This window comes from Imperialibacter roseus (genome assembly GCF_032999765.1).
Lineage (GTDB): Bacteria > Bacteroidota > Bacteroidia > Cytophagales > Cyclobacteriaceae > Imperialibacter > Imperialibacter roseus.
The window spans coordinates 3,025,286-3,039,978 of the sequence record NZ_CP136051.1; the positions used below are offsets into that span (position 1 = coordinate 3,025,286).

Consider the following 14,693-nt stretch of genomic DNA (forward strand, 5'->3'; position numbering starts at 1 on the left):
AATTGCCTTGTGTCCGGCATCCACTTTAGGTGGTTTGACGACGGCAAAATTCCAATCTACTTAAACAGTTACCTCATGGTAAAGCTTTTACTTGGTACCAGCATCGCAATAGTTAGCTTTATCAGCTACCTGTTTGCACCAGTTGAAACAAAGAAAGAAACACAAATCACATTGTGCTACGTTGCTTCATCGGACGATAGCATGGCCTCCTTCGCTACCGATCCGGCTTTTATTGCTCTCCATCCTGCTCCGCTCCCCCTTCAGTACGACGCCATAGGAGAGAAAGTGACTTTCAAAGCAGCCGATGGTACCGATGCAACCGGGTACATGGTGAAAGCCAAAAAGAAATCAGACAAATGGCTGTTCGTTTATCAGGAATGGTGGGGCTTGAACGACTATATCCGCAGACAGTCGGATACGTTTTACAACGACCTGAACGGAGAGGTAAATGTGCTTGCCCTTGATCTTTATGATGGCAAGGTAACCAACGTTCCTGCAGAGGCCGGTAAATTGGTGCAGGGTGCCCAGGAGGCTCGTTTGGAGTCCATCATCAAAGGTGGCCTGGCCTATGCAGGGCCCAAAGCTAAAATTGCCAATGTCGGCTGGTGCTTTGGTGGCGGCTGGTCGCTCCGGTCAGGACTGCTGGGAGGCAAGCAAACCATTGGCACCGTTATGTACTATGGCATGCCGGTGAGAGATGTGGAAAAGCTGAAGCAGCTCAGCGGAGACGTGCTGGGTGTTTTTGCCACGGAAGAAAGAATTTCTAAAGAAGTGGTTGAGGAGTTTGCTGCCAATATGAAGGCTGCCAACAAAACCCTGATGTATAAAATATACCCCGGCGTTCATGGTTTTGCCAACCCGAGCAATCCGAAGTACGACGAAGAATCGTCGAAACAGGCCTACGCAAAAGCCATTAGTTACCTCAAAGAAAGATTCAAAATATAGATCAAGACCAGGCCCGAACTTCGGTCTCAGGCCTGGCCTTTACTCGTTTCCTGGTAGAATACCTCCATTTATTAATCATTACTACACAACCCCGACTACTATTTTCAACTCATGAATTACAATTTTTCGCTATTGCATATTCGTTCACTCTTCACCCTTGTTCTTTTTTTTATTGCAACCACGCACGGGCTCTTTGCCCAGGGAGGTAAAAAGGTAAATGTGAAAGGAAAGGTGGTCGACAGCCAGTCGGGCGAGGCCATGAGTTTTGCGTCTATCCGGATTTTTGCTCAGGACGATCAGTTCATAGGAGGAAATGTTACTGACGATAAAGGAAATTTTACTGTAGAGGTGCCCGCAGGCAACTACTATGCTTTGGTGGAGTTCATGGGCTACGAAGCGCACCGTACCGAGAGCTTTCAGGCTTCTTCAAATACCGACCTTGGCACTGTACAGCTTGACGCTTCGTCCAGCACGCTCGAAGAAGTGGAAGTGCGGGCCGAGAAAAGTACCATGGAGCTTTCTCTCGACAAGAAGATCTTCAACGTGGGGCAAGACCTGGCAAATGCCGGTGGCACAGCTTCCGACCTGCTAACCAACATCCCCTCTATTGCCGTGGATCCGGAGGGAAATGTAAAGCTGCGTGGCAGCGACAATGTAATGATATTGATTGATGGCAAGCCGTCAGGACTTGTGAGCCTCAAAGGTGCCAGCGGATTGCAGCAGATGCAGGCCAGCATGGTTGACAAAGTGGAAATCATTACCAACCCCTCGGCCAGGTACCAGGCAGAAGGCATGGCAGGCATTATCAACATCGTGCTCAAGAAAGACCGCAACCAGGGCTTCAACGGCTCCTTTCAGGGCATCACGGGCTATCCTTACAACTTTGGCGGCGCTGCCAACCTTAACTATCGCCACAAAAAAATCAACTGGTTTGTCAACTATGGCATAGCCTGGCGCAAGCAGCCCAATGTGGCCTCTCTTTATCAGGAAGTCTATTCTGGCGATACTACCTACATTTCCAGACAAGACAGAGACGGCTATCTCAAGGGCCTCAACAACAATATTCAAGGTGGTGTTGACTACTTTTTCAGCGAAAAGAGCATCCTCACCCTCTCCTATTTGTTCAAGCGAAGCGATGGCAACCGCATTACCGACCTGACTTACAAGGACTATCTCTTTGATGAGAACAATTACCTGGGCTACACGGCTCGCAGGCAAAATGAGAACGAAGCCGAACCCAATTCAGAAACTACCCTGACCTGGGAAAAATCATTTGAAGAAAAAGGCCACAAATTGCTCACCACGTTGAAGTATATCGACTACTGGGAGCGGTCGGATCAGATTTTCACCCAACGCTCATTTGATGAGAATGATGTTTCCATAGATGGTTCAGCCCAGAAGCAGCATGCGCTGAATGACGAGTTTGAAAAGCAATACCTGCTCCAGCTAGACTACACCAAGCCTATTGGCAAGGAAGGTAAGTTTGAAACGGGACTCAGGAGCAGCCTCCGGAACATGGAAAACAACTATGTGGTGACCAACGTGGACGAGGCAGGTGTTGAAACCGTGGATCCTGATTTGAAGAACATCTTTCTGTACGATGAGAACATACAGGCGGCTTATGCCATTTTGGGCAACAAAAGCAACAAGTTCACTTACCAGGCTGGGATAAGAGCAGAATACACCGATGTAAAAACGAGGCTGGTGGAAACTAACGAACAAAACCCAAGAGACTACCTCAACTTCTTCCCGAGCGCTCACCTTACTTATGCCGTTGCCAATCAAAACTCGTTTCAGCTGAGCTACAGCCGGAGGATCAGGCGGCCGTTCTACAATGACCTGAGCCCTTTTGTAACCCTGGCTGATGGTAGAAACTTCTTTAGCGGCAACCCCGATCTGGATCCTGAATACACTGACGCTTATGAAATTGGACACCTGAAATACTTTGAAAAAGGCTCCCTCACTTCTTCGTTTTACTACCGGGAGTCGAAGGAAACCATCGATCGCATCAGGGTGGTTGACGACGAGGGTAATGCCCGCACGCTGCCACAAAACCTCATCGGTCAAAAGTCGTTCGGCCTTGAGTTTACGAGCGACTATAACCCGTACGAGTGGTGGAAGCTGGACTTCAACTTCAACTTCTTCCATGCTGAAATTGACGGCACCAACATCATCGATACCTACAAGCCCACTACCTATAGCTGGTTTGCCCGCCAAACCTCCCGCTTTAGCCTGCCAGACAACCTCGATATTCAGCTAAGGGGCAACTTTGAAGCACCACAGAAAACCACACAGGGCACACGGAAGGCACTTGCCTACATCGACCTGTCGTTTGCCAAGGAAGTGCTGAAAGGCAACGGCACACTCAACCTGAATATCCTGGACCTATTTAACAGCAGAGTGAGCCGCTACACCACCGAGGGGCCTAACTTCTTCACCGATGGCCGTAGCCAGTTCCGCAGAAGGCAGGTGAACCTCACACTGAACTACCGCATCAGGCAGTCGAAGTCGGCCAGAAGAAAGTATATTATTGATGAGGGGTAATACCTAAAAAAGCTTCGAGTCGCTATAGTTGACTTGCGCCAGAGACTGCAAAAGTTTCGATTCCCATCAGCCGTCCGCTGTTAGTACAGCGGCAGGATCGCTTCATAGCACCCCAAGGGCAGCAAACTTTTGTAGTCTTCGCAACTTCTGTAGCCGCATATTGTAGAAGTTCTAGAGAGTGTCTTCACTCGCCAGCAATCCGTCATCAAAACCCTCTATGATCAAAACCCAATAAACCTTATATTGTCTATCATTCACCTACAACTACAGTCATGGAGGAAATCAAAAAAGAAGACATCAAACAGGAAGTATTTGACTTGTACGACTACTATGTACACAACAAGATCGACCGCAGGGAGTTTGTGGAGAAAATATCCTTCTATGCTGTAGGCGGCCTTACCGTGCCTGCCATGCTCAACTTTTTGATGCCCAAGTACCAGCAAACCCTGCAGGTGCCTGTCGATGACCCAAGGCTGAAGACTGAAACCGTAGGTTATGACTCTCCCAAAGGCGCCGGCAAAATGAGCGGACAGCTTTCCAGTCCAGTAAAGGCAAAAGGCAAGCTGCCTGGCATTGTGGTAGTGCATGAAAACAGGGGCCTCAATCCTCACATTGCCGACGTGGGGCGCAGAGCTGCACTGGAGGGCTTTATTTCTATGTCTCCTGATGCCTTGTTCCCACTCGGTGGCTATCCTGGCAATGATGATGACGGCCGGGAACTACAACGCAAAAGAGACCGTGATGAAATGCTGGAAGACTTTATCGCCGCCTATGATTACCTGAAAGGTCACGCAGAGTGCAATGGGAAAATTGGCGTGGTTGGGTTCTGCTTCGGTGGCTGGATATCCAACATGATGGCGGTGAAAATCCCAGGACTGAAAGCTTCTGTTCCCTTCTATGGTGGACAACCAACAGCGGAGGAAACTGCGCAAATCAAAGCGTCCTTACTGATTCAGTATGCAGGTTTGGATACAAGGGTGAATGAAGGCTGGCCAGCCTACGAAGAGGCTTTGATAGCCAATAAGAAGGAATACAAAGCCTATATCTATCCCGACGTAAACCATGGCTTCCATAACGACTCAACACCGAGGTATGATAAGGAAGCAGCAGTGCTAGCCTGGGGAAGGACGGTGGAGTTTTTTAAGAAGAAGTTGGGGTGAGAGACCAGAGAGGTCAACAAAGAAAATCAAGATACTTTATCAATTTCGATGTTTCGTAACCTCTATTTGGAAAGTAACCGCCCTAAGTTACTGATTGCAGTTAAAAAAATAAACTGTTTATCTATTAAATGGATCAAATTGAGGCTCTTTACTTAAAATTCTTACACTAAAATATGTCAAAATTTACATACCTATTGGGGGCAGGTGCTAGCATTGGATCAATTCCAATCATCTCTGGCTTTATTGATGACCTTCAGGATTTTGCCAAATTTCATAAAGAATTTAGCCTTGAAAGTGAGCTTTACGAATCAAAATCGCTTATCGTAAATGACTTAGCACAATCTCAAAAAGAATTTGTATCTAAAATACTTGATTTATGCAGCAGAGTCAACGACCATGCGTCAATTGATACTCTGGCGAAGAAATACTATTTGCGAGGAGATATTCCAAATCTCTTGGAATTAAAGACAATTATCAATGAGTTTTTAATTTATCGACAATTGAGGTTTGGGCTCGATAAAAGATATGATGCATTTTTTTCAGCAATAATTTCGAATAACCAAAAGGGTGGCATCGAGTTGCCTGACAACATCAATATCATAAGTTGGAATTACGATAGACAAGTTGAATTTTCGCTTGGGCAGTTCCATGAGCAAACTAGGGAAACGACGGATCTCAATCACATTGAGAAAATCAGCAAAATTGCGCAAGTCATTCCAAATGCTTTAAACAATTTTGAGTTCAACCCCGATAAGTTCTCGCTGATAAAGCTAAATGGTTCGGTCGGGCACTATTTCGACGGAACCTCTGACGAAAATATGAGAACAGAGCGGTTTAATGTGAACTTAACAAAGGAATACTACAGTGACCAAAATAACCTTCACTACATTGCCCAAACGGGAGTTGTAAACTTTGAAAAGACAAAAAGTAGGGCATATTCGATTGGGTCAAAAGATACTCCGTTATACGATGAGCCCTTCATTTCTTATTCTTGGGAGAATACTAAGCTAAATCAAAACATAAGAACTGCTGCAAAAAAGGCTGTCTCGGATACAGAATACTTAGTGGTTATTGGCTACTCGTTTCCTGTTTATAATAGAAGAATTGATAAGGAAATAATTGATTCAATGAGGCCTACGAAAGTATTCATCCAGAATCACCGTGACTATATTGATGGAGTTGTCTCCAGATTTAGGGCCTTTTCCAAGGTGGAGGTGGAACCGATTAAGACTGTCGACGAATTCTATATTCCATTCGAATACGATTTCCCGGAAGTCAATCCGGGTCTGACAGTTAGCAGTTTTTAACAAAATTGTGCTTGGCATTTTATATCGCTTGCTTTCAACTACCCAGCTGGCAGCATATTTCTAATCGCTGAAATCCGCCATTTGCCTTTTTGCTTCACTACCACAAAAGTGCTCCACATCTTCCGCTCTGAACCCTCGGGATTCTTTATTTCATAGCGACAGTCGGCAATGGCACTTGCTGAGCCCAGGTAGCGGATTTTGTCAATGGTAAGCGTACGGGAACCAGGATTGCTGGTCGAGCTCCGCATCATGCCATCAATGGCCACCCTGATACCAACCCGCCACTCTCCGTTAGACACCAGCTGGTCGATGTCCTCGGTAAGGATGTTATTCAGCAGCACAGTGTCTTTGGTTTCCCTGGCCTCAGAGTATTGATTGATGAGCTTGGTGATTGCCTTGTCATTTTCAGGTGCCTGCCCAAAGGCAAGTTGAAACAGAAACACGCATAGAATGGCTAATAAAGGAGCTTTCATTGTCTTCGATTTAGTGAATAAAGTCAATTTAAGCATTTAACGGTAAAACCCTTCCCCCTTGCAAAGCTGCGGACACAATGTCTTGCAGCGCAGTCGGACACTACGATTGCATGACTCTCAGGTATTCCACCCACGGCCCCACTTCGGCTTTATATTGTTTGGCCATCACTCGGGATATCTGGCCAATATGGTTCAAATCGTGAGCGACCCAGGTGGCCAGAAGCTGCGCCAGTGTCACTTCCCCAAAAGCCGGATGAATGCCTGTTTTCGCCAGGTCTTCGTCGCTGATACCCATCGCACGAAGCCGCTCCATATTGCTCTTGCGTAGCGTGCTAAACTCCTGCAAAAGCTGCTGCAGCGTCTTCTTCCCGCTTTCTCCCATTTGGGAGAAACGGTCAAATGGTCGGAAATGCTTATCTGCCTCAGGCGAGAGAATAATGTCAGCCCTGGGAATCCAGTCAGTTTTCTCCCCATGAATCAGGTGTCCGACTACATCGTAAGCACTCCAACTCTCCCCTCCTTCATTGCTGGAAGTCCAGTCGGCAGAGAGGCCGTCCAGCAAGGTATTGAGCACCCCTGGTGTCCGTTCCAGCACTTCAATCGCTTTTTTGAGATCAAATTTCATGTTCTGAATGTGTTTTTTTGCCAAATGAGTCTGCGGGTTTCCTATCAATCAATACGTCGCTATCATTTGTCTCAAATTTCAGGAATTTTTGCTTATCATGAGAGCAATATCGCTGTAGAGGCCATTTATTTCCAACGGCTGCTGAGCTTTGTGTCAAGAGCCTTTTTGAAAAGACACGCCATTTGAGTTCGAATCCGAAGAAAATCGTCGTATTTTAAAAAAATCCAACGGGCAACGGCGTCTTTTTTTCTGCTGCATCGTCTATATTAAATGAATACAACCGACATGCACACAACCGAATTCATCTGGACATCCTTTCACAAAGAGCTACATGCGTTCATCCGGCACTCGCTGAAAGACGAAATGGCAAGTGACGATGTGCTGCAGGATGTCTTTGTAAAAATCCACACCAGGCGGCATACATTAAAAGATGAGGGGAAACTGGTGAGCTGGGTGTGGCAAATCACACGAAACACGGTGCTGGATCATTTCAGAACAAAAAGGCAATTCACCGAGCTGCCTGATGACCTCGTATTGCAGCATGAGGAGAATCCATTCAATGCCACGTTTGCCCAATGCATGTCACCTTTTATCCACAACCTTTCTCCTCTGCACAAAGAAGCCATAAAGAAGATTGACATTGAGGGAATGCCGCAAAAACAGTTTGCTGAGCAGGAAGGCATTAGTTACACAGCCGCCAAATCGAGGGTGCAGAGAGCCAGGCTTCACCTGAAAGACTTGTTTTTGGAATGCTGCGCTATTCCAGCCGACAAGTATGGAAATATCCTGGATATGATCCCTCAAAAAAATTGTCGCTGCCAGGAGCGTCCTTCTCCCCATGCCCTCGTCTCTTCTATGTAAACCAAAACATGTATTATTATGGGAGACGATTGTTGTGGTGGAGGTTGCTGCGGAGGCGGTAGCTCTACAGGATGCTGCTAATCTGAAAAGACAGCATTTCGAAAATAAAGGAGGCCGGGAGGTCTCCTTTTTTGTTTGGAGTTAAAGTATATCAGGTTTCAGTCAATGTTCAGTGCGCTTGGCCAAATCCCGAATAATTAGATAAGCGGCTTACCCTGATCTCGTCAATTCTTTTAAATTAGCTTTATGAAAACACCTACTTACTCCCGCCGCAGTGCACTTAAATACCTTGGTGGCACCGCCGGCCTCATGGCATTGCCATCCTTTGGATTTAGCAGCCCCACTACATCCCTCGTTGAAGACAGCGCCACCGGCATGCTGAAGAGTGCCGCAGGCGACTTCATTCCGTGCCTCAACATGGCCACGATCATGGGACATAATCTTGGTTTTGTCAAGGAACTCGAAACAGCGTCCAAAGGGGGCTTCCGGGCCGTAGAAATATGGATTCCTACCCTGCAAAAGTACCTCGATGGCGGTGGAACGATCAAAGAGGCTGCCAAAATCATCAAAGACCTTGGGATCAGTGTTGAAAACACCATTGGCTTTGCTCAATGGATAGTTGATGACGAAGCTACCCGAAACAAAGGACTGGAACAGCTGAAAAAAGAAATGGATATGCTGGCGCAGCTAGGGTGCAAGCGCATTGCAGCCCCACCATCGGGTGCCACAGCTGAAGCCGGGCTTGATCTTTATAAAGCAGCAGAACGGTATCGTACGATTCTGGAAATGGGCGATCAGTCGGGTGTTGTGCCGCAGCTGGAGATATGGGGGCATTCCAAAAACCTTCACAAGCTCAGCCAGGCGCTGTTTGTAGCCACCGAATCAGGGCATTCCTCAGCCTGTATCAATCTTGACATCTTCCACCTCTACAAAGGTGGATCGAGCTACGATACGCTCAAGATGGCCAATCCCCTAGACGTGCAGGTATTGCATGTGAACGACTATACCGACATTCCAAGGGACGTGATTAAAGACGGTGACAGGATTTACCCCGGCGAAGGGTTGGCACCCACCAAGAAGATACTCCAGGCATTTCAATCCCCGAAAAGGCCGTTGATTCTGTCGTTAGAAGTCTTCAACAAAGAATATTGGGCGCAGGATGCACTGGAAGTGTGTAAAACCGGACTGGCCAAAGTAAAGGCGATCACTCAGGGACTTTGATCCGGCGTCAGTAGTCAAAAAAGTAGAAGCCACTTCCCAGGACTTGCCAGGAGGTGGCTTCCTAGGTTTTAAGCCGTCAAAATTGCTTTAACCTTCCTTACTTCTTCATCAGAAAACGAAGTGTTCTCCAAAGTCTTTGCATTGTCTACCAGCTGTTCAATTTTGCTAACGCCAACAAGTACCGATGTCACTGCTTTGTTATGCAACAACCAGGCAATCGCCATTTGCGACAGTGATTGCCCTCTTTCAATAGCTATCTTGTTCAGTTCCTTGATCTTCGGCAGGTTTTTCTCCACTGTTTCCTTTTCCAGGTAGGTCATGCCCTGCCCTGCCCTGCTATCGGCGGGAATGCCGTTGAGGTACTTATTGCTCAGCATGCCCTGCTCCAGTGGGCTAAAGGCAATACAACCAACGCCACCTTCGGTCAGCACGTCCAGCAACCCATCTTCCACCCAACGGTCAAGCATGGAGTAGCGAGCCTGGTGGATCAAACATGGGGTACCCAGGTCTTTTAGAATAGCAATGGCTTTTTTGGCCTCCGCCGCAGGGTAGTTGGAAATGCCGACATACAAGGCTCTTCCAGATCGGACGATAAAGTCAAGAGCGCCCATGGTCTCTTCCAGTGGCGTATGTGGATCAGGCCTGTGGTGATAGAACAGATCAACATAGTCAAGGTTCATCCGCTTAAGGCTCTGGTCAAGGCTGTTGACCAGGTATTTACGTGAGCCAAAGTTACCGTAAGGGCCAGGCCACATGTCGTAGCCAGCTTTGCTGGAAATGAAAAGCTCGTGGCGGTAGGGCCTGAAGTCGTCGTTATACATACGGCCGAAGTTGGTCTCAGCTGAACCGAACGGGGGGCCGTAGTTATTAGCAAGGTCAAAATGGATGATTCCCATATCGAACGCCTTGCGAAGCAAAAGTTGAGCGTTGAGCAGATTGTCTTTGTGACCGAAATTGTGCCATAGGCCCAACGAAATTTCAGGAAGAAGAATACCACTTTTGCCCGAGCGGCGATACTTCATGCTCTTGTATCGGGCATCGCTGGGTAAGTAAGTGGTTAATCCTGATTTGTCATGTATTTCCATAAGCTTCTAGTGTGTTTATATTTTCAATATGGCCCAAGGCCCTAACCCTTCTCTCTATTTAAAACTGTCGGCTAAAGGTAAACTGCGCTGCCGAAAAGTTGTAGCCCTTTCTCAAGAATGTTCGTATTCCATGGTCTGTCCCCCGACAGACTTCGCCGGTCGTTGAGTAGATCAAGAGTCACGAACCTCGCTCTCAACCTCAGGCTTGTCGCCAGCAAACTGGCTGGCGTACTCCGAAGGGCTAACACCAAAGTACTTTTTGAACCTGTTTCTGAAGTATTGCAGGTCATTGAAGCCCACTGCATACGTAATTTCAGAGACGGTCAACTGGTTTTGCTTCAGCATTTGGGCGGCCCTTTTGAGTCTTATGGTTCGGATAAATTCCACTGCAGTTTGGCCGGTTAGCGCTTTCACTTTTCGGTAAAAGTGCATCCTGCTCATGGCCACCTCTCTGCCAAGATCCTCCACCCTGAACTCTGAGTCACCAATATTGTCTTCGATAGTTTTCAACACCTTTTTCATGAAAACCTCGTCCAGCGGAGTAATAGTGATCTCTTTAGGCTCCAACACCAGCTTCCGGTTGCCCATGAAGCGCTCCCTCATCAGCTCCCTCGTTTTGATCAGGTTGCGTACTCTTACCTCCAAAAACCTGGAATCGAAAGGCTTGGTGATATAGTCGTCGGCCCCAGTTTCCAGGCCAGTGAGTTTATCCTCCAAATCAGCCTTGGCTGTGAGCAGTATCACTGGCACATGACTTATCCGACTGTCGGTTTTTACCAAATGACACATTTCCACTCCATCCATCAATGGCATCATAATGTCAGAAATAATAAGATCCGGCACCAGCTCGATGCATTTCTCCAGCCCTATTTTGCCGTTAGCAGCGTCAATAATCTCATAGCTGTGCTCCAGACTTTCTTTCATGTAGGTACGCAAGTCCCCATTGTCCTCCACTATCAGCACCAGCGGTTTACCCTCTTTGGGGTCGGTCTTCACAATAGCAGCCTCACCGGTGCTATGCTTGTCTCTTTCTTCCAACTCTTCCACCACATGGCCGATGCTAACAACTCCGACCTTTTCAGGCTCCACAATTTCACTGTCCTGCAAATGCGCTTTGCCCATAGGGATGAGCACCTTGAAGCACGAACCCTCACCAAGCGTACTTTTTACTGATATCCTGCCCCTGTGCAGCTCCACCAGCTCCTTGGTAAGCGAAAGGCCTATGCCAGTCCCCTCCTGGTCACCGTGATGGTCAACATCCGCCTGATAGAACCTGTCAAAAACTGACTGCAGGTGTTCCCTGGGAATTCCGACGCCACAGTCCCTGACAGTAATTTGCACAAACTCCCCGCCTGCTTCGCTGTCAGTCATTTCCATAGAAATTCGGCTCAGATTTAGGGAGATTTCACCCTCACTGGTAAACTTGAAGGCGTTGGACAGCAGATTTGTTACTATCTTCTCAACCTTATCATGATCAATATATGCCTCCAGAGGAGCGTTCGGATGGTTGTAGGAATAGGACAGCTTTTTTTGGGTGGCATAGGATGAAAAAGATGCTGCGATTGGCTTCAAAAACTCGACAACGTCGGTTCGGCTGGCTTCCAGCTTCATGCTGCCACTCCCCAGCTTTGACAAGTCGAGCAGCTGATTAATCAATCTTAGCAACCTCTCGCCGCTCCGGATCATGACGCTATACTGTTTTCTCACGTCGCCACGAAAGGCCCCCGAGTACATCGACTTCAGTGGGCTTAACATCAAAGTGAGCGGGGTCCTGAACTCGTGTGATATATTGGCAAAAAAGTTGGATTTCATAGCATCCATTTCTTGCATTTTGGTCAGTTCCATGTGCTCAAGTCTCAAGTCACTTTTAAGCCTTTCTCTGTAGATAAGTACTTGTCTATACCAGAAAAGCAGACCAATAACGATACTAATGTAGATAGCGTAGGCCCACCAGGTGGCCCACCACGGCGGCGTCACTATTATTCGCAACGAGGCTCCTTCCTCATTCCAAAGGCCGTCATTGTTGGAAGCCTTTACCCTAAAAACATAGTCGCCATGCGGCACCTTGGTGTAGCTGGCGGTGCGTTGATTACCAGCCTCGTGCCAGTGCTCGTCATATCCCTCCAGCATATAGGAATAGCTGTTTTTAAAAGCCTGAGAATAGTTAAGCGCTGCAAATTCAAAGCTAAATTCGTTTTGGTGATAGGTCAGCGTAATTTCCTTTGTATCGATGATGTTTTGTGCCAAAACTGAGCCTTTTGCGCCCGGCCTCACTTCTTCATTGTATATCCAAAAGTTGGTGATGTACACGGGTGGTATGTGTGGATTCTCTTTCACCTCTCCCGGATAAAATGAATTAAAGCCATTTACCCCACCAAAAAAGAATTCACCGGACTGGCTTTTCAAATAGGCGCCCCTCACAAACTCCTGCTCCTGCAGCCCATCTGCTGTGCTATAGTTTTTGAATCTCCTTTTTTCAGGATCGAATTCACTGATTCCCTGGTTGGTACTGATCCAAAACATTCCCCGCTCATCTTCCAGAATGCCATTGACTACATTGTCAGCAAGTCCATCATTTTTGCGAAACGTTTCGAAGGCTCCTTTTCCGTAGTCAAATTTATTGAGCCCTGCCCAGGTGCTAACCCACAGCGTGCTCTTGCTATCCTCATAAATGGCGTTAACCACATTGCTACTTAAGCTGGTGGAGTCTTTGGGGTTATTGATATAGGTTTTAAACACCGGCTCTCCATCGCTGTCAAACATCATTTGCAGGAGGCCCCCGCCTTCAGTACCAATCCAGATGTTATTCCGACTGTCTTCAAACATGGTAAACACCCTGTTGTGACTCAAAGATTCGGGGTCGTCGGGGTTCACTTCATAGTGCGAAAATGCGCCCGTCTTCCTGTCAAAAAGATCCAGCCCTTCATAGAAAGTACCCGCCCATAACCGCTTTTTGCTGTCTTCAAAAACCGAAAACACATAGTTGGAACCTATGGTTGTCGTATCCTGGGGGTCGTTTACAAACCGCTGGAAGGTGCCGGTCCTTTTATCAAACTTATTAAGTCCACCCTCCCATGTGCCCGCCCAAAGGTCTCCATAGCTGTCGATCTCCAAAGAAATGACGGAATTGCTCCCTATGCTTTTGGGGTCATTGATGTCGTGAACATAGCTTTTCACCTCGTTGGTTTTCCTATTGAAATAGTTCAGACCTCCGCCGTCGGTACCTATCCACAAGTTGCCTTCCCTGTCTTCTACAAAACAGATGATGTCATTATTGGCCAGGCTATGCCCCCCCGATGGCGGCAAAATATGGTGAATGAACTTTGTCTGATACTGATCCCATTTATTCAAACCTCTGTTGCGGGCTGCCAGCCACATGGTGCCAATATTGTCTTTGTATACAGCCCAAATGGAGTTGGCGCCCACGCTTGTCGGGTCAAGTGGGTTGGGCCAAAAATTGGAAAACTGCCCGGTTTGCCTGTCATAGATCGACAACCCGCCGTTTTCCATTCCGAGCCAAAGCCGGTTGTAGTTGTCTTCGCTGATGCTAAGCACAATGTTGTGCACCAGGCCCGTTGGGTCTACAATATTGGGCATCACCCTTTGAAACTCTACACCATTATCTTTTGGCACCAGACGGCTCAGACCCTCTCGTGTGCCAATCCAAATTTGCCCGTCGCTGTCTTTCAAAAACGAATTCAGGTAGTTGCTGGAAAGGCTCTTTGCATTACCAGGCTCGTAACGATGATGGATAAATCTTTGCCCGCCAGCATCAAATCTGTCCAATCCGCCACCGTAGGTCGCCACCCAGATATTGCCGGAGCTATCTTCGCAAATCGATCTCACGTGATTGTTGGCCAGGCTGAGGGGGTCTTTTACATCATTTGTGAAATGCTTGAAAGCTTTTGAACCCGCATACACCACATTCAATCCACCCCCTTCGGTACCAACCCACACGTTGCCCCGGCTGTCGATACACAGATCCGTCACCCAATTATCGGAGAGGCTTTCGGGATCATTAGGCTTGGATTGGAAGCGGGTGAAGTTGTCCAACTTTCTGTTGTAGCGGTTTAGTCCGGCATCGGTTGTCCCCACCCAAATATTACCTTCTTTATCTTCTGCCAGGCTGGTGATGAAGCTACTGCTTAACGAAGTGCTGTCTCCATGAATATACTCATATACCTTAAACTCAATCCCATCATACTGATTCAGTCCGTTTCGGGTGCCAAACCACAAGAAGCCATGCCGGTCCTGGATGATGCTCGTTACTGACTTCTCCGAGAGGCCGTCGGCGAGTTGCTCAAACTTAATATTGCTAGTCAGCGCAGAGTTATTCTGGGCTATGGCCAAATCGGCTGCAACCGGACACAGCGCAATCAAAACGAAATACCTTATCCACCCCATGCTCTTCCACATTGCTATCGTTATTGAAAAATTCGCCACTCTGTAAAGATCAGGAAAAATCCAGACCC

General features: G+C 47.4%; 10 protein-coding genes. 6 read left to right on the forward strand and 4 right to left on the reverse strand.

The window, feature by feature from the left end; all coding sequences use genetic code 11:
* Positions 1-75: 75 nt before the first annotated feature.
* From RT717_RS12525 to RT717_RS12540, 4 genes are all read left to right on the forward strand, one after another.
* A complete protein-coding gene (locus RT717_RS12525; RefSeq protein WP_317492083.1) occupies positions 76-945 on the forward strand; it encodes a dienelactone hydrolase family protein in 870 nt (289 codons plus the stop codon).
* Positions 946-1,056: 111 nt separating this feature from the next.
* A complete protein-coding gene (locus RT717_RS12530; protein ID WP_317492084.1) occupies positions 1,057-3,489 on the forward strand; it encodes a TonB dependent receptor in 2,433 nt (810 codons plus the stop codon).
* A 272-nt stretch (positions 3,490-3,761) separates the two neighbouring features.
* The gene (locus RT717_RS12535) at positions 3,762-4,649 is read left to right on the forward strand and encodes a dienelactone hydrolase family protein (protein WP_317492085.1); all 888 of its coding nucleotides are present in this window, start codon (positions 3,762-3,764) and stop codon (positions 4,647-4,649) included.
* Between the two features lie 173 nt (positions 4,650-4,822).
* Entirely contained in the window at positions 4,823-5,956 is a 1,134-nt protein-coding gene (locus RT717_RS12540; RefSeq protein WP_317492086.1) for a hypothetical protein, read from the forward strand.
* 38 nt (positions 5,957-5,994) lie between these two features.
* On the opposite strand, the gene RT717_RS12545 is transcribed toward RT717_RS12540, so the two are convergent.
* The gene (locus RT717_RS12545) at positions 5,995-6,429 is read right to left on the reverse strand and encodes a YybH family protein (RefSeq protein WP_317492087.1); all 435 of its coding nucleotides are present in this window, start codon (positions 6,427-6,429) and stop codon (positions 5,995-5,997) included.
* A 100-nt stretch (positions 6,430-6,529) separates the two neighbouring features.
* Positions 6,530-7,054 carry a DinB family protein gene (locus RT717_RS12550; protein WP_317492088.1) on the reverse strand — a complete coding sequence of 175 codons (525 nt, stop codon included), beginning with the start codon at positions 7,052-7,054 and terminating at the stop codon, positions 6,530-6,532.
* Positions 7,055-7,339: 285 nt separating this feature from the next.
* Between RT717_RS12550 and sigZ the strand changes: the two genes are divergently transcribed.
* Together sigZ and RT717_RS12560 are read left to right on the forward strand one after the other, a co-directional pair.
* Positions 7,340-7,915, forward strand: a complete 576-nt coding sequence (sigZ, locus tag RT717_RS12555) for an RNA polymerase sigma factor SigZ (protein ID WP_317492089.1) — start codon at positions 7,340-7,342, stop codon at positions 7,913-7,915.
* 246 nt (positions 7,916-8,161) lie between these two features.
* Positions 8,162-9,136: a sugar phosphate isomerase/epimerase family protein gene (locus tag RT717_RS12560; RefSeq protein ID WP_317492090.1), complete on the forward strand. Its 975-nt coding sequence runs from the start codon at positions 8,162-8,164 to the stop codon at positions 9,134-9,136.
* Positions 9,137-9,204: 68 nt separating this feature from the next.
* Here the strand turns inward: RT717_RS12560 and RT717_RS12565 are convergent, their stop codons facing one another.
* Both RT717_RS12565 and RT717_RS12570 read right to left on the reverse strand, forming a co-directional pair.
* On the reverse strand, positions 9,205-10,221 hold the full coding sequence (locus tag RT717_RS12565; protein WP_317492091.1) for an aldo/keto reductase: 1,017 nt from the start codon (positions 10,219-10,221) through the stop codon (positions 9,205-9,207).
* 171 nt (positions 10,222-10,392) lie between these two features.
* Positions 10,393-14,637, reverse strand: a complete 4,245-nt coding sequence (locus RT717_RS12570; RefSeq protein WP_317492092.1) for a hybrid sensor histidine kinase/response regulator transcription factor — start codon at positions 14,635-14,637, stop codon at positions 10,393-10,395.
* Positions 14,638-14,693 lie beyond the last annotated feature (56 nt).

Bases quoted from the DNA above. Each gene is read 5' to 3' on its own strand.
- RT717_RS12545 (WP_317492087.1), bottom strand. From the start codon at position 6,429: ATGAAAGCTCCTTTATTAGCCATTCTATGCGTGTTTCTGTTTCAACTT.
- RT717_RS12540 (WP_317492086.1), top strand. From the start codon at position 4,823: ATGTCAAAATTTACATACCTATTGGGGGCAGGTGCTAGCATTGGATCA.
- RT717_RS12535 (WP_317492085.1), top strand. From the start codon at position 3,762: ATGGAGGAAATCAAAAAAGAAGACATCAAACAGGAAGTATTTGACTTG.
- RT717_RS12570 (WP_317492092.1), bottom strand. From the start codon at position 14,637: ATGTGGAAGAGCATGGGGTGGATAAGGTATTTCGTTTTGATTGCGCTG.
- RT717_RS12550 (WP_317492088.1), bottom strand. From the start codon at position 7,054: ATGAAATTTGATCTCAAAAAAGCGATTGAAGTGCTGGAACGGACACCA.
- RT717_RS12530 (WP_317492084.1), top strand. From the start codon at position 1,057: ATGAATTACAATTTTTCGCTATTGCATATTCGTTCACTCTTCACCCTT.
- RT717_RS12560 (WP_317492090.1), top strand. From the start codon at position 8,162: ATGAAAACACCTACTTACTCCCGCCGCAGTGCACTTAAATACCTTGGT.
- RT717_RS12525 (WP_317492083.1), top strand. From the start codon at position 76: ATGGTAAAGCTTTTACTTGGTACCAGCATCGCAATAGTTAGCTTTATC.
- RT717_RS12565 (WP_317492091.1), bottom strand. From the start codon at position 10,221: ATGGAAATACATGACAAATCAGGATTAACCACTTACTTACCCAGCGAT.
- sigZ (WP_317492089.1), top strand. From the start codon at position 7,340: ATGCACACAACCGAATTCATCTGGACATCCTTTCACAAAGAGCTACAT.